Genomic DNA, 22,736 nt, shown 5'->3' on the forward strand with positions numbered 1-22,736 from the left:
GATTACAGCATATGATCGGCTTGTTCTATTTATCGATATCGTCTATACACTCACCAGCGCTTTGATTACGCCAGCTTCCGGCTTCGTCCATCCTTCCAGTTGCTCGGGCAACTCTTCCAACGTGCATCGATGCGTCACATAACGCTCCAGATCAGCAAAACCCGCTCGGAGCGCATTCCGTACCGTTTCAAAATCTTCCAGTGTCGCATTACGACTCGCCATCAGCGTCATCTCACGACTATGAAAATGCGGATCATTAAACGTAATATCGCCTTTGAACAGACCGACGAACACAAGCGTACCGCCATGCCCGACCAGCTGAAAAGCGTTCGTCATCGAACCGCCGCTTCCCGTCGCATCGAATACAAAGGCTGGCAGCTCTCCGTCCAGCAGCTCCACCAGACGTGTCTGCACATCTTCCTTCGCATGGATCGTATCGCTCACCCCTGCCCAAGAGCGGCAAAATTCCAATCGTTCTTCGTTCATATCGACCGCAATCACATGTGCACCCTGATGCCTTGCCAGTGCCATTACACCAAGACCGATGGGACCTGCTCCAATGACTAGCACCGTTTGACCGGCAGTTAAGCCTGAACGACGCACAGCATGTGCGCCAATCGCCAGCGGCTCTAACAATGCGGCTTGATCAAGTGTCAAATCGTGAGCCGGAATGAGATGCGTTACCGGCACAGCGATTCGCTCGCGCATTCCGCCATCCTCATGCACACCGAGCACCTGCATATTACGGCAACAGTTCGTCTTGCCAGAACGGCAGGCAGCACAGTGTCCACAATGCATATACGGAATAATGCTCACCGGATCGCCGATTTGCAAGCCAGCTGCATCATCACCAATCGCCTCGATCACACCGGACAGCTCATGTCCAAGAATACGCGGATACGTAAAAAAAGGCTGCTGTCCCTGAAAGGCATGCAAATCCGTGCCGCAAATGCCAATCCGGCGAATCGCCACAATCGCCTTACCCGGCTCCAGCTTCGGTTCCGGTAAGTCTGTCGTCCATATGAGCTGACGTACTTCCTGACAAATGACTCCATTCATCACACTTCGCCCCCATTTGCGGCAAGACGGTTATACAGCTCTAGTCCGCTTGCCCATGTCTGATTATGTACCGGCTCTAATATACGCAGCACCTCTTCCAGCAATTCGGTCTGGATCGGCTCCTCCATCCAGCGTACATTACGCAGTATATTGTCTGGATTCGCTGTACTGACGAGTGTAGTCGGAATCGACTCATGCTGGGTCGCATATTGCATCGCCAATTGGGCGATTTCCACGCCTTGCTGCTGACAGTATAGAGCCGCTTCATGGCATACCTGTTTTAGCTGATCGCCTGCCGGATGCCAGTCTGCGACCGGACGTGTGCTCAGCAGACCCATCGCCAGCGGCGAAGCACTGACCAGACCGATTCCCTGGCTTTCCAGCAGTGGAAGTAGCGATAACAGTGACGTATCGTTTAACGCATAATGACAGTACGATAGAATCACGTCCACTTCCATTTGCGGTAACAGCAGCTCGAACATGGATAGCGGTAATCCACTAATACCACCATAGCGGATTTTGCCCTGTTGTTTGAGCAAGTCCAGCGCTGGCACCGATTGTTCTACAATCTGCTGGGGATCACCGAACTCCACATCATGTAAAAAGAGCATGTCCAAATAATCCGTACCCAGCCGCTCCAGACTTTCATCGACACTGCGCAAAATACGCTCACTGGAAAAATCAAACTCTGACTCTCCATAACGTCCGGCTTTGCTGGATAGTACATAACGATCACGTGGCACCGAGCGCAGCGCTTGACCGAGTACGGTCTCGGCACGAGTTAATCCATAATACGGCGACACATCGATATAGTTCATCCCTGCATCAATGGCGGTATGCACGGTACGTATACTTTCTGCATCATCGGTATTGCGGAACACGCCGCCCAGTGATGATGCGCCAAAACTTAATACCGGAACATCCAGACCTGTCTTGCCCAGTTTGCGATATTTCATATTGCAGCCTCCTTTTGGTGAGTAACGCTTGAGTACAGATCGGTATCCTTCGCCATTCATTGTCGCAGCCTTCCAACTGACAGCAAACGCTTTCATACTACTATTTATGCAATCATGCCACTCTGTATACGTATGTTCTATCATTTGCTTCCATCGGCTTCCATTTGCTTTAATCTTCTTCCATTCGCTTCCATCGGCTTCGTTGCATATGCCTCAGTTAACGGACAGCCTCTGTTTGCTCTGTCTCCTCATTACGCCATGCCTTGCCCATATGTTATCATTCAGTCGACTATTTTGAAATGTGGTATTTTCACTATTTAAGGTGGACAATATTGCAGTCCGTATAAGAAAAAGGAACATCAGCTTCTCACTGATGTCCCTTCATCTGTATTTCACTTATTCACTTTGTAACAAAAATGCAGCTAACATCAAATTGAAAATCATGCTCGCTCGCATATTTTGACTTATAAACGATCTCTATTAGAACCAGTTACACACGATGGTAAAAAAGCGAACGATCCTACTTTATTTATTCATCTTAAACTGCAAAAATAGCTCATTATAATGAACAAGCATCTTTTTACCCAAATTGTTGAACACTTCCAACCGCTTCAATACTTGCTGTGGTGGATAAAAACGCTCATCCTCGGAAATATCTTTGGGCAGCAGCTTGAGTGCAGCATCGTTTGGCGTCGCATAGCCGACATACTCGGCATTTTGCGCTGCTACCTCAGGTTCCATCATAAAGTTGATGAATTTGTGCGCACCGTCCACATTGGCTGCCGTCTTCGGAATGACCATATTGTCAAACCACAGATTGGAACCTTGATCGGGCACGACATAATTCAGATCAGGATTTTGACCCATAATTTCGGACGCATCGCCGGAGAACACAAGTCCGGCAGCCGCCTCGTTGTTAGCCAGCAGCATTTTAATCTCATCGCCAACGATTGCCTTTACATTCGGGGTCAGTTGTTTAAGCTTGGCCAGTGCCTGCTGCAAATGCTGCTCATTCGTATCATTGAGCGAATAGCCTAGACTGCTCAGCGCCATCCCGATCACTTCACGCGCACCATCTGTCAGCAGCACATTGTTGCGTAGCGATGGGTTCCACAGATCGTCCCAGCTATGGAATTTCAAATTCGTCAGCTTCGGATTGTACACAATGCCAAGCGTGCCCCAGAAATAAGGCGCCGAATATTTATTGTCCGGATCAAACGACAAATTCAAAAACGAAGGATCGATATTTTTCAAATTCGGCAGCTTGCTATGATCGAGCGGAATGAGCAAATTCTCCTCACGCATTTTGGAAATTGCATAGTCGGATGGAATCGCCACATCGAATGTCGTTCCACCCTGCTCGATCTTGGTCAGCATCGCTTCATTGGAATCAAATGTCTGGTAAATGACCGTAATGCCTGTTTCCTGCTGAAACTTGGTTAGCAACTCAGGATCGATATAATCGCCCCAGTTGTAAATGGTCAGCGTTTTACTTCCCGCATACCCCTGACTCACATTCAGACGATTCGCGACGAACATTAACAGCAGCGCCACCGCAATAATGACGATAAATGTACGACTAATCGTTTTCATCTTATCTTGGCACCCCCATTTCGGCAGCCGGCTCATGCTGACGACTGCGTCCCTGTGAACGACGCGTAATCATATAATAGCCAACGACGAGTGCGGTCGTGAACAGGAAAATGAGCGTCGATAGCGCATTGATCGATAGTGATACACCCTGTCTGGCACGAGAGTAAATTTCCACCGACAGCGTCGAATACCCGTTACCGGTCACGAAGAACGTCACTGCAAAGTCATCGAGCGAATACGTGAACGCCATAAAAAATCCAGCGAAAATGCCCGGCTTAATAAACGGTAAAATGACTTTGCTCAGCACATCACGACGACTCGCCCCCAGATCGCGCGCCGCATCGATCAGCGTTGGACTCATCTCCTGCAAACGCGGTAAAATCATCAGTACCGTAATCGGAATACTGAACGCAATATGCGAGATCAATACGGAGGCAAAGCCCAGCTTAATGCCCACAATCGTGAACAAAATCAGAAACGATGCACCGATAATCACATCCGGGCTAACGATCAATACGTTGTTCAGCGATAGCACCGCATCTTTTAAGCGGCGACGACGAATACGGTCAATCGCCAGTGCACCGATAATGCCGATCATTGTCGCAATCGCAGACGATAACAGCGCAATCACGAGCGTATTAATCAAAATAATGATAAGTCGCGTATCCTGAAATACTTCGCCATACCATTTCCACGTAAACCCTTCAAACTGGTGCATATTATCCGCACTGTTAAACGAGTAATACATCAAATACAAAATCGGCGCATACAGCACCGCGAACACGAGCACCAGATACACATTCCCCCAGCGACTTTTATTATTTCCCATGCCGCACCTCCTGTCCGAAGCCGCCGCTCAGCAGCATCAACAGTGCCATTGCAATGATTAGCACAACCGCCACCGTCGAGCCCATACCCCAGTCCTGCGTCACGAGAAAGTGCTGCTCAATCGCTGTACCGAGCGTGATCACCTTGTTGCCGGCAATCAGACGCGTAATCATAAACAGCGATAGGGACGGAATGAATACCGCCATACAGCCTGATTTCACACCAGAGATCGTCAGTGGGAAAATGACGCGCTGGAACGTCGTCCAGCCGGAAGCACCCAGATCGCGCGCCGCCGAAACCAGCGATGGATTCATTTCTTCCAGCGCATTATAGATCGGTAAAATCATAAATGGCACAAAAATATACACCGACACAAACACAAAGCTAAACGAATTAAACAGCAATTGCTGCTGCCCGACACCAATCGTTTCCAAAAAGGCATTGACTGGCCCATACGTACCAAAAATACCGATAAACGCATACGTTTTCAGCAATAAATTAATCCATGTCGGCAAAATAATGAGCAAAATCCACAGCTGCCGATGCTTCGTCCGTGTGAGCCAGTACGCCGCTGGATAGGCGATTAACAGCGAGAACAGCGTCACCAAAAACGCGTACCAGAACGAACTGAGCGTCATTTGCAAATAGACGGGCGTGAAAAAGGTACGGTAATTTTGCAATGTAAAATGTCCATCCACATCAAAAAACGAATAATATCCGACCAGCACAACAGGCGCTACGACGAATAGTACAATCCAGACGTAGTAGGGCAGCATATAAATCGCGCGCGTATTAGCTTGCATGGTCGCCGCCCTCCCCGTAGCCCTCCAGACGGCGGTCGAAATCTTCCTCGCTCTCACCGAATCTCATCACATGGATCGCTTCTGGATCAAAATCCAGTCCGATGCGGTTGCCTGGCTCTGCTTTACGGGTGGAATGTACGAGCCATTCCTGGCCGGAATCGTCATAACAGCTAATCTCATAATGCACACCGCGGAATAGCTGTGTATCGACACGCACTTGCAGCTTGCCTTTTTCTTCTGTCGTCAGTTCCAGATCCTCTGGACGAATCACGATCTCCACATTTTCATTCGGACGCAGTCCGGCATCGACGCACTGGAACTGCTTGCCGTTAAACTCAACCAGATAATCTTCGATCATACGCGCAGGCACGATATTCGATTCCCCGATAAAGTCCGCCACAAAGCGGTTGATCGGCTCATCATAAATATCATTTGGCGTACCACTCTGCTCGATCTTGCCCTTGTTCATAACGAAAATATAATCTGACATCGCCAGTGCTTCCTCTTGATCATGCGTGACGAAAATAAATGTAATGCCCAGACGCTGCTGAATTTCGCGCAGCTCGTACTGCATTTCTGTACGCAGCTTCAGATCGAGTGCGGACAGAGGCTCATCCAGCAGCAGCACTTCCGGTTCATTGACGAGCGCACGCGCAATCGCGACACGCTGACGCTGACCACCGGACATTTCCGAGATCGCCCGCTTGCCATAGCCTTCCAGATTGACGAATTTCAGCGCTTCCTGCACTTTCGTCTCAATGGCGTCTTTTTTCATCTTTTTCACACGCAGCCCGAACGCTACATTTTCAAATACATTCAGATGAGGGAACAGCGCGTAATCTTGAAATACCGTATTCACCTGACGCTTGTTGGCAGGCACCTTGTTGATCACCTTGCCGTTAAAATGAATATCGCCGCCGCTTGGCTCCGTAAAACCAGCGATCATGCGCAAAATAGTCGTTTTTCCGCAGCCTGACGGACCGAGCAGCGTATAGAACTTTCCGCGCTCAATTTCAAAATCAATATGCTCCAGCACCTGTGTGCCATCGTCATAACGCTTGCTTACTCCGTCAAAACGGATCATGTTGTTATCGCTCATAACAGCCTCCTTTTGGCATCCGAAACGTTGAATACGGCCAGCTTGCCGCTTTTCGGTGCACCGTTTCCATTCCCTTGCTAACTTCTCGTATTCATGTTCTTACAAACACGAAGTCCATGTGAACAGTGATCTGTGCAGACAACCCTTCTCCGTTCCACTCTACTGTTACTATTTGCTAATATAATGTTCAATAAGAGCTTCGACAAGAGCTTTACCATAAGCTGCAATACAATACGCGGGGCCAGACCTTATCCCTTCTCTGTTCGGTTCGCATTCTACATATGTCAGAGCTAGTCCATCCGCCCATGCACGACCGATTCGCATCGTTACACGTACATGAACTAGCACCGATAGCCATAAAAGGTACATTTGCTATTATAACGTTTGAAATCTTTAGAAAACACCCTGTTTTTCAGCATTTTTCGTAAAATATTCAGCATTTCCGCAAGTGGCAAGATGCAAATTGCCATACATGCAATATAAAGACGCGAAACGATCCGTATGATAACGTAGATATCACAGTACATCTGGCATGGTTGCTATACGGATCAATCGACTGCTCCACCTGTCTCGATTGTACTGCCTGCTGGAGAAAGCAATACGGTACAATACTACACAACCTATACTTTGCCTCACTCCCATTCAAAGTCTGATCTTTCATCACAAAGGAGCCTTGTTCATGGAACACTTGATTCACTCTCCCTTACACGATATTCAGATCAGTGGCATTCGCAAAATCGCCACTGCTGCCGCACGCTACCCGGATGCACTGGCGTTAACACTCGGTCAGCCCGACTTCCCTACACCCCCTCATATTATTGAAGCCGCAGAGCAGGCAATGCAGGCGGGCAAAACCGTTTACACCCCTAATGCAGGCATTCCAGCATTGCGCCGAGCCGCTGCCGAATTTGTACGTACACGCTATGGACAAACCTACGATATGGATACCGAAGTGATCGTTACCGTTGGTGCGAGTCAGGCACTGGACGTGGCGCTACGGACGATTTTGTCACCGGGCGACGAGGTTATTTTACCGGGACCGATCTATCCGGGCTATGAACCACTCATTCGGCTGGCTGGCGGCGTTCCGGTCTATGTGGACACACGCAGCACTGGCTTTAAGCTGACCGCAGAACTGCTCGAACCGCATCTGTCGCCGCGCACGAAGGCGGTCGCGATCGGCTATCCGTCTAACCCGACCGGGCGTGTGCTGGGCGAGCAGGAGCTGAACGGACTGGCAGATCTGCTGCGTGAGCGCGAGCTATTCGTGATCTCGGATGAGATTTACAGTGAACTCATTTATGATGAGCCGCATCGCTCGATCTCGCTGCTGCCAGGCATGCGAGAAAAGACGATTGTGATCAATGGATTGTCCAAATCACATTCGATGACCGGCTGGCGCATCGGCTTTACGTTTGCTCCTGCATGGCTCACCGCTCATATGCTTAAAGTGCATCAATATAACGTGTCCTGTGCCAGCTCGATCAGCCAGTTTGCCGCTGTGGAAGCATTAACGAACGGCATTGATGATGCGCTGCCGATGCGTGAAGCGTATTTGAAGCGGCGCGATTATGTATATGATCGCTTGCTGACGATGGGGTTGGAGCTAGAGAAGCCGGAAGGTGCCTTTTACCTGTTCCCGTCCATTGCTCATTTAGGCATACCATCGATGGAATTTGCGATGCGCTTACTGGAAGAAGCGCGTGTCGCGGTCGTGCCAGGCGATGCCTTTTCAATCTATGGTGAGGGCTATATTCGTCTCTCGTATGCTTATGCGATGCCAGTATTGGAGAAGTCACTGGATCGACTGGAGCAATTTGTAAAACAGCTTGCCCGTTAAACCGCGATAAAGGCTATGGCTTATGATTATTTTCATAAGACATAGCTTTTCTTTTTATATACTTGCTTTATGTACTTTCTTTTATGTACTTTCTTTTATGCACTTCCGTTTATATACTTCCTATCCTGATAAAAATCGCTACTATTCATTCATACTATGACTCTTTTTCTTTATTTTCTGAAAATATTCAAATTGATAACGCTTCATCTAATTAACTTTCAACATTGCTCTCTAAATTGACAGTCATATTTGCCGATAATACTTGTATACAACCACAAGTTACAGCGAAAAATTGGAGGCGTATAATGAAAAATTTGAAGCACATCTTGTTTAACCCTTCTCTCGGACGCAAGCTCATGCTGTCCTTCTGCGCTGTTCTCGTTGCGGCACTTGTTGCATCCAGCTTCGTATCCTATGTGATCGCCAAGCGTGCACTGAGCAATGAGCTGATCGGAAGCGCTACACTGAGTTCCAACACGCTTAGCTCCGTAGTAGATAACGATATGCAGCGTAATATAGATGCGATTGATTATTTTGCCAAAGCGATCGACCAGCAGAGTTACAGCGATCAAGCGGAGTTGCTTGAGCGTCTGCGCACATATGATGGAGCAAGTTCGAATATAGAGGGCATCTATGTCGGTACGAATCAAGGTGCATTTTACACTTCATCGGATAAGCCTAACCCACCTGGATACGATCCAAGAGAACGTCCGTGGTATAAGCTAGCTGAAGCCAGTCCAGGCAAAGCTGTCATTACGTCCCCTTATGTATCTTCGTCTACTCAACAAATGACCGTAACGATCGCCAAACAGACCGGTGATAACAGCGGCGTGGTTGGCCTTGATCTGAGCATCGGCTCGTTGCTACAAATTGCGTCCACCGTCAAAATCGGCGAAAAAGGCTATGCCTTCATTATCGCACCGGATGGCACTTACATCTCTCACCCTACGATCGCTGCCGGGCAAACGAATGATATTGCCAAACGCATCATTGCAGAAAATAAAGAACAGGGGCAGTTTAGCTACGTATTTGACGGTGAAAATAAACAACTCAGCTATGTGACCAGCCCGATTACCGGCTGGAAACTGGTCGGTAATTTTAATCAGAGCGAAATTGAAGAAAAAGTAAGTCCGGTACTGTATCGAACGTTGATCGTACTCGTCATCGCGCTAGTTGTTGGCGGTATAATCGTCTGGCTGATCACGCGTTCCATTAGCAAACGGATGAATCGTATCGTCGAGGTAGCCCATGCGATCAGTCAGGGCGATCTCACCCGCTCGGTACAGGATCGCAGTGGCGATGAGCTGGGCAAACTGTCGGTTGCGTTTAACGATATGAATCGTTCGCTCGGTTCGCTTGTCGGTTCCATTCAAGATACCGTCAGCGACGTTGTAGCCAGTTCGGAACAACTGACTGCCAGCTCTGAGCAGACCAGCCGCGCTACCGAACAGATTACCGAGGCGATTGAGCAGTTTTCCGGCGGTAGTGATCGTCAAAATGTACACATTAGCCAGAGTGCACAACAATTGAACGAAGTAGCTGGTTTCCTGAATCAGGTGCAGCAACATTCCGGTTCTTTGCTCGATCTGTCTCAAACGTCGACACAGATGGCAGACAGCGGCGATCAGCTCGTCCGTCATACCGTCTCCCAGATCGAACAGATCGATCATGCCGTCAACGAAGCGTATGGCGTGGTGAATGGACTGTCTCATAAATCGTCGCAAATTAGCGATATTTTGAAAACGATCAATACGATCGCCGAGCAGACGAATCTGCTATCCTTGAACGCTGCCATCGAAGCCGCCCGTGCCGGGGAAGCTGGCAAAGGCTTTAGCGTTGTCGCTGGCGAAGTGAAAAAGCTGGCAGAGCAATCGCATCAATCCGCTGGCCATATCGAAGGTTTGCTGCAAGATATTATTAGCGAAATTAACGAATCGATCTCGACGTTTGATCGGATTCACCAATCGGTAGGCGAAGGTCTGAGCGGCGTGCAGCAATCGGCAGATCAGTTCCAGCAGCTCAAGTCGAACGCTCACCATATCTCATCCAGTCTGCAAGAAATGAATACACTGATTAGCGATGTGAGCAACAATGCGGACGATGTGGCACAATCCGTAGCCGAAGTGAGCGATATCGCTGGCACAAATGCCGGTAATATGCACGATATTGCCGCATCAGCTGAGGAACAGCTCGCTTCGATGGAAGAAATCAGTTCGTCCGCCCAATCGCTGTCCAAGCTGGCAGAAGATTTACAGAAAGAGATCGAGCATTTCAAGATCGGAGAGTAAAACACAATATGCTAACGATCTTAATGATATGCCAGTGATCTCATGTATATGCTGACGATCTTAACGATATGCCAGTGATCTCATGTATACGCTAACGATCTTAACGATATGCCAGTGATCTCATGTATACGCTGACGATCTTAACGATATGCCAGTGATCTCATGTATATGCTGACGATCTTAACGATATGCCAGTGATCTCATGTATATGCTGACGATCTTAACGATATGCCAGTGATCTCATGTATATGCTGACGATCTTAACGATATGCCAGTGATCTCATGTATATGCTGACGATCTTAACGATATGCCAGTGATCTCATGTATATGCTGACGATCTTAACGATATGCCAGTGATCTCATGTATACGCCAGCGGTCTCAATTCTACGCTAACCAACAGTCTGAACTTTCTCCTTCCGCTTCCAGCACGATGAATGAAGTAGGTTAGCCGATCAAATGGACAGCATTATGTGCTACTCTACTGGCAACTCCATAGCAAAATGATGGCGAGCATACAACGTTACAGGTATACCCTGATCACCGATTAGCTGGATGAAATCGACTGGACTTTTTTCATGCTGTATGCAGTTGCACCTTTTTTCATACATCATATGATTACTAGGTTCTCAAGATGGATATCGTCCGGCATACGTTCAACTGCGATCTGTCAGATACATCGCTACCAAGCATCGTTAACAAAAAATTTTTAGCCTTTCTGTGCTGCCCTATTCACGGTTGCCAGAAAGGCTATTTTTTATGCTCCTTGTCAATGACATGTCAGCGGAAACCGTTTATGACGAGACCAGCATATGGAGGATTTATCCCTTTATTTATGCAACGCTGTCCGTTCGTCTCCGGTAACTCACTATCTGTTGCAGCAACAAGTTTTGCGGTTATATACACAACGAAAGCTATTAAATACTCGTTACAAAGGAGCGAACATCATGGCAAAAGCGTTAGCGACTCACGAAATGCTGGAAGTTCACGAACTACTTATTTTCAAAACATCATGTGTGACCAAAGCAATGGCAATGCGCGAACTAGTCAAAGATGACGATCTGCGAAAAATTATCGATGAGGATATTCAGGAATCGACCAAAGCGATCGAAGATTTGCGCTCTATTTTGGAAAAACAACAATAAGGAGGGATTCACGATGGCTGCAAACAACATGACAAAGGAAATGCTCGTTAATGCAACAGCTCCGCTAGATGATCTGGCAATCGCTACCGATCTGCTCATGTCTGCCAAAGCAGGCGTGCGTAACTATGCGGTGGCACTAACTGAGACGGCTACACCCGGAGTGCGCCGTGCGTTGAAAGCCCAATTGCAAAAGGCGATTGATCTGCATGAGAAAATCGCTACGTATATGATCGAAAATGAAATGTACCATGCTTACAATATTGAAGAACAGGTGAAGCATGATCTGGAAAAAGCGGATACAGCGTTGGAGCTAATTAAGAGTAAGTCTTGATTTCTTAAAGATATAGTTACACCTTGTTTTAAACGTATAGAAAAAGCCGGATCGCTTCATTAGAGCGACCCGGCTTTTGTCAGTTCATACATGCGCATATTGCATACCATACAGCTACGTTACTTCGACAGCTCCAAAAACCCTTCGCCAAATACGTCGCGTACATCGTGGATCGTAATAAATGCATTTGGATCTTCTTTGCGCACGATCTTTTTCAGCACCGATACTTCCTGTTTGCTGATAACGATATACAGCACTTCTTTTGGTGTTTTGGTGTAATAGCCATGACCGGACAGTACCGTAACACCGCGATCCATAACGGTGATAACTTTTTCAGCGATCGCATCCTGATGGGAGGAGATAATCGTCACTGCTTTTTTCGGATTCAGGCCTTCGATAATAAAGTCCATCACTTTCGTACCGATGTAAAGTGCGATAATGGTCAGCATCAGGCGCTCCGGGCCGATAATGAACAGGGAGGAGAATGCTACGATCAGGTCGAAGAATAGCAGTCCATAGCTGATGTTCCAGTCCAAATATTTATGCGTAATACGTGCCAAAATGGCTGTACCTGCGGTTGTACCACCTGCGCGGATGATCAGACCGAGACCAACACCTACAAGTACACCAGCGAATATCGCATTTACGACAATTTCGTGGGAATCGATTCGCCAGCTTTCCGTCAGATGCAAAAATAGCGAGTTCAGGGCTACCGCGATAATTGTGTATACGATACTCGTTTTATCCAGAAATTTGTACCCGACCAGAATCAGGAACGAGTTAATGACCAGATTGACGAGACCCGGTGACCACTGGAATACATAATACAAAATAATCGTAACCCCGGTCACTCCACCTTCACCGAGATTGTTCGGAATAATAAATAGATTCACTGCCAGCGCGAATAAGAAGGCGCCCACAGTTAGCAATATCATATCGTAAATACGTTTTTTCATTCGCCCATACTCCTTTTATAGTTACCTTCCCGATGGGAGTGTTGTTTGGAACTCGTTGTTGTTTGTTAGACATCATTTTTTGCATAGTATCGCGTTGCTTGTATATAGAAGTAAAATATTTTGCTTCGCAAAAATCATGTTCTCATGGAACCCCGTGTTCGGAAATCGCTAACATTACAGTTATGGATCATACCTTTAATATGACCGAGTATGACCGCTATTTCATCTATACGACGATCGTTTTCAGATGACTTTCAGCTAGTTTTCATTTCGTATATAATCACAGCATGTACGAATGACTGTCATACAGCATATATGCAGTAATGGATTTAGTATGCCTGCGTTATATCACGAGAGAATGAACCGATTGTAAAGCGCGAAAAAATAACACTACACGCCAAAAATCAGCGAATTCGGCAAGAAATGCAGCAAAATCGCCCCATTTCCATCCTTACCCGCCAAATGAGTATTTTAAGCCCCGCCTTGCAGCAAGTCAAAGCTTTTTTCCTATCCTTTGCCTATTCATTTCGTTGCCAGATTAACGTAAAAAAGCACGCTGTTACATGAACATGCAGCTCGTTTCATGAATATGAGTCTGCGTTCCTTTTCGACTCGCTGTAGCGCCCATTGACCCTATTTTGCCTGAACAGAAAAAACCTTTGATCTGAAAAGGAACTTGTTGCATGGTCAGAAGCATGCACAAGCACCTTTTCGATCAAAGGGATCATATAGTTACCCTATTATAAATTACAAAGCATTGCAAAATACTCTCAACAGTACAAAATGCTCTCAACGCTTATACAAGATTGCGCTATTCGTACAACGTTCATCGGCTATGGCGTTATTTATTCGATAATTATTTCTATTAAAGTTAGCATCATTTACAGCTGGTATCCTGCCACAGTAGCGTAGCTTCACTACGACACAGCCAACCTTATACCCTCTTTTATGAATCTATATACGTTTGATAAATCTATACATGTTCTGTGAATCCCTATACGTTCTGTGAATCCATACATATTTTATAAATCCATATACGTTCTGCGAATCCCTATATGCTTCGTGCAAGGACAGACAATGATGGATTAAACTCCGCTTTGCCAGCGTAAATAATCGGTCACCGTCCGCACCGCCACATCAATTGCACCTTCATTTGGCTCCAGCTTCGCATGATGCAATCCATACGGCGTATCCACACCGAGCCAGAACATAAAGCCTGGAATGTGTTCCAGAAAATAACCAAAATCTTCACCCGTCATCGCTTCGGTGCATTCAAATAACGTTACATCGTCGCGCTGCGCTAACCAGTCCATAAACTCAGCCGTCAGCTTCTCTTCATTATACACCTGCATATAGTTAGCACCCCAGTCGATCTCAGCACGGCAGTCAAATCCAGCCTCGATCCCCTTCACAAGCGCTTCAATACGGGACTTGATCAACACCATCGTCTCTGCGGACAATGTGCGAATTGTGCCTTCCAGACGGGCACGCTCGGCGATAATATTTTGCTTTGTGCCGCCTTCGATTTTGCCGATCGTAATGACCGCCGAATCGAGCGGATTCACATTACGTGCGACAATGCTTTGCAATTGCCCGACTAGCTGACAGCCAGCCACGACCATATCATTGGCACGATGCGGATAGGCAGCATGTCCGCCTGTACCGATCAGATCGATAAACAGCTCGGATGTGTTGGCAAACAGAATCCCTTGTCTGACTGCAATCGTGCCCACCGGATACTCTGGTGCAACATGTAATCCGATCATCTGCTCTGGCATCCAATCGGCCAGCTCCTCACTTGCTAGCATCGGCTGCGCACCACCAGGCCCTTCCTCTGCCGGTTGGAAAATAACGACCAGATCGTCCTCCATCCGCTGCTGCACGATCGCTGTCAGCACACCAAGACCAATCGTCATATGCAGATCATGTCCACAGGCATGCATATAGCCGGGATGCTGACTTTTAAAATCATAACCGGTTTCTTCCACAATCGGCAGCCCATCCATATCGGCACGGTAACCAAAACGACGTTTCGGTGCGGTGCCATGCACATAAACGAGAATACCTGTTTTCCACGTCCGAACTTCGATGTGCTCCTGCGGCAAACTCGCAATATAGTCCAGCAAATAACGCTGTGTTTTAAACTCCTGAAATCCCGCTTCTGGAATGCGGTGTAGATCACGACGAATATCGATCAGATTAAGGTTAGTCATCACATGTACTCCTTTAAGTCTGGTAAAATAAACAACAATAACCGCAGGTAAATCATATGAACAAACTGTCACGGATGCGTCAGCGAATACAGATACAGATACAGATACAGATACAGATACAGATACAGATACAGATACAGATACAGATACAGATACAGATACAGACTTATTCTATGACACGGAGGCTTTAAGATGAAGAAAAAGAAATCGACACCGCTAAAACTCCAGGTTCAACATTATCACTCACCCGATATCGATCATATTGAGCAATGGGTACCTAACAACGATAACGTCTATTATCATCTGGAAATGGCGATTGGCTTGCAGGATGAACAAAGGGCTGATCTGTACTTTGTCATCATCGCTACTCCAGCTGGACTAGCTGAAGCTCGGCAAAGACGTAGCTCGTTCCAGTCGGTTATTCATGATCGGATCATCGTATTGGATGACTACGCATGGGAGCATGTGGTGGCGCGCATTGAATCCATTCTCGACTCCGTAATGATTCATGATCGGCAAGATTCGCTAGATGAGCTGCTACATCATTTTAGCTGGGAATATGAGCGTAACCATCTAAGGAACAAAGACTAAGCTAATCGACTCGGATATAGTGAAATTAAAGGATGAGCGTCTCCAAGATATAAATTACGCTGTAGTTAAGATAGCGCGATGAGTACGACGATGTAAGCAGCCTAAAGCTACCATATAGCAAATCAAGGATCAATTCCCCGTTCACTTTCCTCTCATGTAACGCTCTCATGCCATGTATCCAACGATCTATCAAGCCAAGCATCCTACCAGAACGCTTCATTTAGATCATAAGAAGGCTGTCACCGTTTTACTGTGACAGCCTTCTTTATTAGGAACATTATGCTTTTGCTTACAGTGTACGCAGATCTTGCAGGATTTCGGTTTTGGACTTTGTTTTGTCGTCCACTTGTTTGATTACGCGTGCAGGTGTACCTGCAACAACGGAAAATGGAGGCACATCCTGTGTTACGACTGCGCCTGCGGCAACTACCGCGCCTTCACCGATACGCACGCCTTCCAGTACAACAACATTCGCACCGATCAATACATCGTCTTCAACGACAACCGGCTGTGCACTTGGTGGCTCGATGACGCCTGCCAGTACGGAGCCTGCGCCGATATGACACATTTTACCGACCTGTACACGACCGCCCAGTACAGCGCCCATATCGATCATCGTACCTTCACCGATGACGACACCGATGTTGATCACCGCGCCCATCATAATGACCGCGTTGTCGCCGATCGATACCATGTCACGGATAAATGCGCCTGGCTCGATGCGTGCATTGATGTTTTTCATATCCAGCAGCGGAATCGCCGAGTTGCGACGGTCGCTTTCGACCACATGGTCTTCAATTTTGGCACTGTTTTCAGCCAGTACGCCTTGAATGTCTGCCCAGTCGCCAAAGATCACGCCTGTGTTGCCGTTAATGAAAGTTTTTACGTTCTCAGGGAATGTCAGACCTGCCAGGTCGCCTTTCAAGTGTACTTTCACCGGGGTTTTCTTTTTGCTCGTTTTGATCAGGTTAATAATTTCATGCGTGTTCATCTCAGTCGACATATGTAGATGACAGCTCCTTTTTCATTATGATATCACCGCATCCTGCTCGGAGCGGTGTGCTCTATTCAACCGTATGACCGCTAGGCCATAACCGAATGTACGGACACAGTTAGCTCCAGCTTTGAAGCTACATCCTTTATAGCACAGATCGAAGACCCCTCGCAATTGATGGATGATATTTATACCAAATGTTTATACAGATAGTGCATGTGGTGCTTTGTTGAGGATGATCGTAGGGAGATGGACATGAACCGTTGAGATTGGAAGATAAAGCTTACAGCGTAGGGAAACTGAGCGGTTTGGTACGTTAGCTCTATGCATCTCCTTTGTTCCTACTAGTTATTCCTTTTCCTTCAAATCGATCAATAAAAACCCAAACGATCATAAAAATGAAATATAAAACATCATCTAGTATTAACATATGGAATCTTGCATCCGATAAAAGAAAAGGGAAGCGACTTAGCAAGAACAAAGTACATATAATTTGAGCAGAATAGCTGTATTTTTCAATTGTAGATAGATGTTTATCGAATCATCGGCTCATTAAAATACGATATCGAATTGTACTAACAACTGATTTACAATGTCCGCTATGAATTAACACAAATTGTTTAGGTAATCTTCTATCCTTATGAGTATCCATGTCCAACATGGCTCAAATATAAATAAAAGGGGTTTTATTTAGCATGAAGATGAAGTTTATTTTAGGCTTGTTCAGTATGCTGCTCGTTAGTCTGACGCTTGCTTTTCATACGGCATCGGCGAAATCGATTATCAGCAATGAAATGGATAAAAATCCATTTGACAGAGGCGATGTTTCTAACAGCATTTGGAGTGATACCAATAACGATACAAAGTCAACGGAAGCTTACTCAGGAGCTAGCACCGCAAAATGGACGAAATGGACATATGATAACACAAAAGATTACGAATTTATCGCACGTTACAATATCAGTGCCACTGCTTCCAATAGTGCCGCTCAATTGGATCTAGGATTAGTCAAAATCGGCTATGTGCCAGCAAATATAGAGACTTGGATTAAAAAAGGGATCTCCATCAGGGACGGTAATTCATGGCAACAAATTAATGTTGAAACTAAAGGTGATCATGAATGGCGAGTCATCTATAAAGCAGATAAAAGCTTTGAAATCTATAAAGATGGTGTACGGGTAAATAGTGGTGTCAATACAATCTCTACACAGGTAGCCAATGGTAAATCGTTTGATATGGACAATATCGTAAGAAATTCAACTGCAAGCATCGATTATGTTCGCATTAATGATATTACTGCTCCACCAGTACCGAATAATCTAGCAGCAACTGGAAAAAATAATACAACGATTTTAACTTGGGACGCTTCCAACACAGCAACCAGCTATACAGTATCCCGTTCGGTATATGCAAATGGGCCATTTACAGAAATTGCAAAAAACATTAAAGATGTAACGTTTACAGATACCTCCGTTAAAGCAGGAAATACTTACTACTACATTGTCCAAGCCGTAAATGAATCTGCAACAAGCGTAGCTTCTAACATAGCAAGCGTAACATTTGAAGCTCCACGTTCTTCCCTGGATGTCATCATCAAACCAGAAACGATCAAAGTCGGTGAAACATTCACTGCTGATATCGCACTGAAAAATGTAACAGACATCTATGCAGAAGACTTCTCTCTTAGCTACGACCCAACACTCGTTGAATACGTTGGCTATGAATCCGTAACCGGCTATAAAGTGTACAACGAAACCAAAGACACACCAGGCGCACTTCGTTTCATCATTGCGAGCCAGGGTAAATCATTCGCCATCAACAGCGATACGACAATCGTCAAACTGAAATTCAAAGCGATTGCTCCGGGTAGCGCCAAGATTGACGCTCTGAAAGCACGTGTTGCCGATACAAACAAAGAATATGATCTGGAAACAGCCAACGTATTGGAAGACACGATCCTGATCGAGAAACCTCGTTTTTTGGACGTAGATAGATCTGGTCAGTACACGCTACTGGATCTATCGCTGGATGCATTCTACTTCGGTATGAACGCTGCCGATACAAACAAAGACCTGCATGATGCTGACCAGACGGCAGACGATAAAGTCGGCGATGACGACTTGACGTACATCGTTGATCAAATTCTGCAAAACAAAGAGTATACACCGAACACACCTAACAAATAAGTTAACCTTGATGCCGCTGCTTCATCGCTAATCCTATTCGGACATAATGGAAATTGGATAGCCGCCTATAAAGCAAGAGCATAGTTTATCGCTGTATAGTTACGACTGTGCATGCACTACCCTGCACTATATAGTTATCGTTTTGCATATAGAAAAGAGTTAGCCGCCCATTAAACTGTACCCTAACAAGATGGACACTTTGAAAAAAGACATCCTGTAGGGTACAGTTTACATAGCGACTGACTCTTTTTCTTTTCTTCTGTAGCGAATAGGTCCAGCATGTATAAAGGTATACAGCCGTGCTCATCTCTACTCTATCGCAAATATACCGGCTCTTTCACTTAACCAAACTCCTTATGTACCGCATCTCGTACCGCTTCAAAAAACTCTCGATTCCGCTGACTATAATTCGGTTTATTCAAAATCTCAAATGTACGCTCAATCCCTCTTTTGATCAATACCGGATCATCCGTAAGCAATCCATAACTTACAATGATTGCACAGCAGTTAAATAGATCACTAGTCGGCCACTGATGCGGTCGTTTAGTTAGATATTCTTCCACTACTTTGCTCTGTTCCACACGCGGTAGCAAACACGCGCTTTCCGCCGCCATAATTCGCTCGCACGCTTGTCTGGCAGCTTCTTCGATATTGTCCGCTGTAACGTTCACTAGTTTCTTGTCGGCTGAAAGGTTTGCCACTTTCTCGATCTGGGCATGCTTATCCACCCATTCACCAAAACCAACCGCAGGATGAGATACCGATGTAATCTGGTGTTTATCCAGAAACGCATTCAAACGCTTCGTTGCCGCTATATAACGACATGCCGCTACGGTAAAAACAGTGTAAGGCGGCTGAGCATGACTAAGATGACTATGCAAGTACCAATCCACATCAGGCTGAGCCTTTTTCATAAAAGTGTAATCTGTAGTTGAATGTGTTTTGAATGGAGTGTAGTCGTACTCCGCAATCAATATTTCCAACTGAGCATAGAATTGCTTTCGGATGGCTTCTTTTTGTCCTCGCATATACAATGTATGCCTGCTGCTGTTATGTACAGATTCAAGTTTTTCGTGTGCAGCAAGACTCTCCTTTCATTAGATTAGATAAACTATACTATACACATCAACAGTATCTCATCGTTCGTTCATCCTAAATATAAATCTTTTGCGCTGGATCACGTTCCTCAAAATGCTGTAATTCCTCCTTTACTCCGCAATCCGAGTTCTACACATTTGGTTTCAATACTATACAAAAGAACCCATCGCCTAAACGGAATGCCCTCCTCTTGAAACTAGAAGTTGACTGCAATCCATTTATCCATGCGATAGGTTCTCATGTTAGCTATTTAACTTTTTAATCTATGCGATATCCATGCTCAAAAAATGAGCTTTACTTCACTTCCAGCGTCCAACCAAACGGATCTTCCTCTACGCCCTTCTGAATGCCGGTCAATGTCTCATACAGCTTCGCCGACAATTCGCCAGTTTTGCCTTCGTTGATCAGCATTTTCTCACCCTGCCAGTTCAGCTCGCCCATTGGGGAAATAACGGCTGCGGTACCTGTACCAAATGCTTCTTCCAGTGTACCCGCTTTGTGCGCTTCTTCCAGCTCGTCGATCGACAGCAGGCGCTCTTCTACTGGAATATCCCAGTGCTTGAGCAGTTGAATGATCGAATCACGTGTAATCCCGTTCAGGATACTGCCGTTCAGCGCAGGCGTTACGACCGTACCGTCGATTTTGAAGAAGACGTTCATGCTGCCGACTTCTTCGATATATTTGCGGTGCACGCCATCCAGCCAGAGCACTTGAGAATAGCCTAGCTCGGTTGCGCCTTCCTGTGCTTTCAGACCGGCTGCGTAGTTACCCGCGGTTTTCGCCATTCCTACACCACCTGGAACCGCACGGACATACTTGGATTCCACATAGATTTTGACCGGGTTGATGCCTTCTGCATAGTACGCAGCAACCGGCGATAGGATGATCATAAATTTGTATTTCAGCGATGGAGCAACACCCAGCGCAGGCTCAGTCGCAATCACGAATGGGCGTACATACAGAGACGTGCCTTCTCCTTCTGGAATCCAGTCCTTGTCGAGCAAAATCAGCTGACGCAGCGCTTCCAGCGCTACCTCTGGATCAAGCTCAGGAATACTCAGACGCTCATTGGACAGATTCAGACGCTCAATATTTTTCGTTGGACGGAACATGAGAATACGTCCGTCTGCGGCAAGATATGCTTTCAGACCTTCGAAAATCGTCTGACCGTAGTGGAATACTTTTGCTGCTGGATCGAGGCTAATGTTCTGGTAAGGAACGATACGTGCATCGTGCCAGCCTTTGCCCTGCTCATAATCCAAAATGAACATATGATCCGTAAATTTGCTGCCGAATACAAGTCCTTGTGTAGCAGGCTTCTCTTTCGGTGTGGTTGTCTTTTCGATCTTAATCTCGATACTCATCGCCATGTCTCCTTACGGATAATCCTAATTAATTATGATTTCATTAAATCATATCACTTTTAACCCTTTTGCGAAAACAGCAAAATAGAATAGATCGTATTACAATTTGTGCGTTAGGCATAATGGAGAGCAACTGTAACCGCTTTATACACGGATACTATTCACTAAATTGCTCTTTTAGAGGAGTTAACCTATCTTATTTTGTCTGAAATGAAAAATCTGGATTTTTATATTTTTTTCTTAACAGAATAACGTTCACCAGCGTATGTAAGTAAACTGTAGTTGCTAGGGCAACAATAGTTTGCTTACACGCCCCATTCCTGCTTTATCCTAGCCCCACCTTACATAATCTACAATTCCAACGTTGCGCTGACGATGTGCGAATAGAAATATGCTATACTTTTGCACAGAACAGATCGGAAGAACAAATTAAAGAACAGCTGGAAAGTACAGATTGAAAGTACAGATTGAAAGTACAGAGTTCAAGCACAACAGCATACCAGAGTAGAACTGTGTTATCGTATCCATCGAAGGGAGAATGTCCATATGAATATTCCTGAAAACAATTCGGTGTCTAACATTACCCGTTTTAATGGATTTGATGAGCTGTATGATCAGAATCGACCGCAGCCCCCATTACTTGTGGCAGACTTGCTAGTGAATTATTTGCAAAAGCGCCCGAAGCTAGTACTGGATGTTGGCTGTGGCACCGGACTGTCCACGATGATCTGGTCAGGCAAGGCAGCCGACATTATCGGCATCGATGCCAACTATGATATGCTGGGGCGCGCCCGGATCAAGCTGGAGCAGCAACCCGTATCCGGCATCTCATTCCAGCATGGCTATTCTAATGAGCTGCCTGCCGACTCTGCTACAGTAGATGTGGTGACTTGCTCGCAATCGTTTCACTGGATGGAGCCGGTGAGTACGCTGCAAGAGGTACAGCGCGTGCTGAGAGCAGGTGGAATCTTTGCCGCCTATGATTGCGACTGGCCGCCTGTATTAAACTGGCAGTTAGAGCGTGAGTATGAGCATCTGATCGACCTGTCCGAGCGATTATTGGAGCAGTATGGCGATCCGGAACAGAGGGCGGTTAAACGAGACAAATCGACGCATTTGCAGACGCTACAAAATAGTGGACATTTTCGCTTTGTGCGTGAAATTGTGTTCCAGCATACCGAGCCATGCAGTGCCGAGCGCTATACTGGTCTTTTGCTCAGTCAGGGCGGCATTCAGGCAGCACTCAAGCTAGGCGCCCCTGCGGCGCATCTGGAATCAGAGATTGGTGTGCTTAAAGCGATGGCGGATGACTTCTTCCGCGGTGGCATGATCAATGTGTTGTTCGGTTACCGAATGCGATTGGGCATTAAATAAAGCACCGACTGATCCAAA

The 22,736-nt window shown here is 46.2% G+C and carries 18 protein-coding genes; 7 read left to right on the forward strand and 11 right to left on the reverse strand.

What is annotated here, in order from left to right; all coding sequences use genetic code 11:
* Window positions 1-42 precede the first annotated feature (42 nt).
* The 6 genes from AAHF22_RS07565 to AAHF22_RS07590 all read right to left on the reverse strand — a co-directional run bounded on the left by AAHF22_RS07565 (window position 43) and on the right by AAHF22_RS07590 (window position 6,338).
* On the reverse strand, window positions 43-1,059 hold the full coding sequence (locus tag AAHF22_RS07565) for a zinc-binding alcohol dehydrogenase family protein (RefSeq protein WP_347324385.1): 1,017 nt from the start codon (window positions 1,057-1,059) through the stop codon (window positions 43-45).
* Entirely contained in the window at window positions 1,059-2,015 is a 957-nt protein-coding gene (locus AAHF22_RS07570; protein ID WP_347324386.1) for an aldo/keto reductase, read from the reverse strand. The genes AAHF22_RS07565 and AAHF22_RS07570 overlap by 1 nt, the downstream gene beginning before the upstream one ends.
* A gap of 525 nt (window positions 2,016-2,540) precedes the next feature.
* A complete protein-coding gene (locus AAHF22_RS07575) occupies window positions 2,541-3,608 on the reverse strand; it encodes an ABC transporter substrate-binding protein (RefSeq protein ID WP_347324387.1) in 1,068 nt (355 codons plus the stop codon).
* A gap of 1 nt (window position 3,609) precedes the next feature.
* Complete coding sequence (locus AAHF22_RS07580) at window positions 3,610-4,437, reverse strand: ABC transporter permease (protein ID WP_347324388.1); 828 nt, start codon at window positions 4,435-4,437, stop codon at window positions 3,610-3,612.
* A complete protein-coding gene (locus AAHF22_RS07585; protein ID WP_347324389.1) occupies window positions 4,427-5,239 on the reverse strand; it encodes an ABC transporter permease in 813 nt (270 codons plus the stop codon). The genes AAHF22_RS07580 and AAHF22_RS07585 overlap by 11 nt, the downstream gene beginning before the upstream one ends.
* Entirely contained in the window at window positions 5,229-6,338 is a 1,110-nt protein-coding gene (locus tag AAHF22_RS07590) for an ABC transporter ATP-binding protein (RefSeq protein WP_347324390.1), read from the reverse strand. The genes AAHF22_RS07585 and AAHF22_RS07590 overlap by 11 nt, the downstream gene beginning before the upstream one ends.
* 679 nt (window positions 6,339-7,017) lie before the next feature.
* Here AAHF22_RS07590 and AAHF22_RS07595 point away from each other — a divergent pair.
* The 4 genes from AAHF22_RS07595 to AAHF22_RS07610 all read left to right on the forward strand — a co-directional run bounded on the left by AAHF22_RS07595 (window position 7,018) and on the right by AAHF22_RS07610 (window position 11,941).
* Window positions 7,018-8,178: an aminotransferase A gene (locus tag AAHF22_RS07595; protein WP_347324391.1), complete on the forward strand. Its 1,161-nt coding sequence runs from the start codon at window positions 7,018-7,020 to the stop codon at window positions 8,176-8,178.
* 305 nt (window positions 8,179-8,483) lie between these two features.
* Window positions 8,484-10,466, forward strand: a complete 1,983-nt coding sequence (locus tag AAHF22_RS07600; RefSeq protein WP_347324392.1) for a methyl-accepting chemotaxis protein — start codon at window positions 8,484-8,486, stop codon at window positions 10,464-10,466.
* 946 nt (window positions 10,467-11,412) lie between these two features.
* A complete protein-coding gene (locus AAHF22_RS07605; protein ID WP_347324393.1) occupies window positions 11,413-11,610 on the forward strand; it encodes a spore coat protein in 198 nt (65 codons plus the stop codon).
* 13 nt (window positions 11,611-11,623) lie between these two features.
* Entirely contained in the window at window positions 11,624-11,941 is a 318-nt protein-coding gene (locus AAHF22_RS07610) for a spore coat protein (RefSeq protein ID WP_347324394.1), read from the forward strand.
* A 119-nt stretch (window positions 11,942-12,060) separates the two neighbouring features.
* On the opposite strand, the gene AAHF22_RS07615 is transcribed toward AAHF22_RS07610, so the two are convergent.
* Window positions 12,061-12,897 carry a YitT family protein gene (locus AAHF22_RS07615; RefSeq protein ID WP_347324395.1) on the reverse strand — a complete coding sequence of 279 codons (837 nt, stop codon included), beginning with the start codon at window positions 12,895-12,897 and terminating at the stop codon, window positions 12,061-12,063.
* 1,085 nt (window positions 12,898-13,982) lie between these two features.
* A complete protein-coding gene (locus AAHF22_RS07620; RefSeq protein WP_347324396.1) occupies window positions 13,983-15,110 on the reverse strand; it encodes an N-acetyldiaminopimelate deacetylase in 1,128 nt (375 codons plus the stop codon).
* Window positions 15,111-15,302: 192 nt separating this feature from the next.
* Here AAHF22_RS07620 and AAHF22_RS07625 point away from each other — a divergent pair, with 192 nt between their 5' ends.
* Window positions 15,303-15,701: an Imm8 family immunity protein gene (locus tag AAHF22_RS07625; protein WP_347324397.1), complete on the forward strand. Its 399-nt coding sequence runs from the start codon at window positions 15,303-15,305 to the stop codon at window positions 15,699-15,701.
* A gap of 289 nt (window positions 15,702-15,990) precedes the next feature.
* On the opposite strand, the gene dapD is transcribed toward AAHF22_RS07625, so the two are convergent.
* Entirely contained in the window at window positions 15,991-16,704 is a 714-nt protein-coding gene (gene dapD / locus AAHF22_RS07630; RefSeq protein ID WP_347324398.1) for a 2,3,4,5-tetrahydropyridine-2,6-dicarboxylate N-acetyltransferase, read from the reverse strand.
* 686 nt (window positions 16,705-17,390) lie between these two features.
* Here dapD and AAHF22_RS07635 point away from each other — a divergent pair.
* Window positions 17,391-18,881 carry a cohesin domain-containing protein gene (locus AAHF22_RS07635; RefSeq protein WP_347324399.1) on the forward strand — a complete coding sequence of 497 codons (1,491 nt, stop codon included), beginning with the start codon at window positions 17,391-17,393 and terminating at the stop codon, window positions 18,879-18,881.
* A 341-nt stretch (window positions 18,882-19,222) separates the two neighbouring features.
* Here the strand turns inward: AAHF22_RS07635 and AAHF22_RS07640 are convergent, their stop codons facing one another.
* Both AAHF22_RS07640 and AAHF22_RS07645 read right to left on the reverse strand, forming a co-directional pair.
* Window positions 19,223-19,909 carry a hypothetical protein gene (locus tag AAHF22_RS07640; RefSeq protein WP_347324400.1) on the reverse strand — a complete coding sequence of 229 codons (687 nt, stop codon included), beginning with the start codon at window positions 19,907-19,909 and terminating at the stop codon, window positions 19,223-19,225.
* A 364-nt stretch (window positions 19,910-20,273) separates the two neighbouring features.
* Entirely contained in the window at window positions 20,274-21,344 is a 1,071-nt protein-coding gene (locus tag AAHF22_RS07645; RefSeq protein WP_347324401.1) for a branched-chain amino acid aminotransferase, read from the reverse strand.
* A 546-nt stretch (window positions 21,345-21,890) separates the two neighbouring features.
* Here AAHF22_RS07645 and AAHF22_RS07650 point away from each other — a divergent pair.
* Entirely contained in the window at window positions 21,891-22,718 is an 828-nt protein-coding gene (locus tag AAHF22_RS07650; protein ID WP_347324402.1) for a class I SAM-dependent methyltransferase, read from the forward strand.
* Window positions 22,719-22,736: the final 18 nt, after the last annotated feature.

This window comes from Paenibacillus wenxiniae (genome assembly GCF_039822605.1).
Classification (GTDB): domain Bacteria; phylum Bacillota; class Bacilli; order Paenibacillales; family Paenibacillaceae; genus Saccharibacillus; species Saccharibacillus wenxiniae.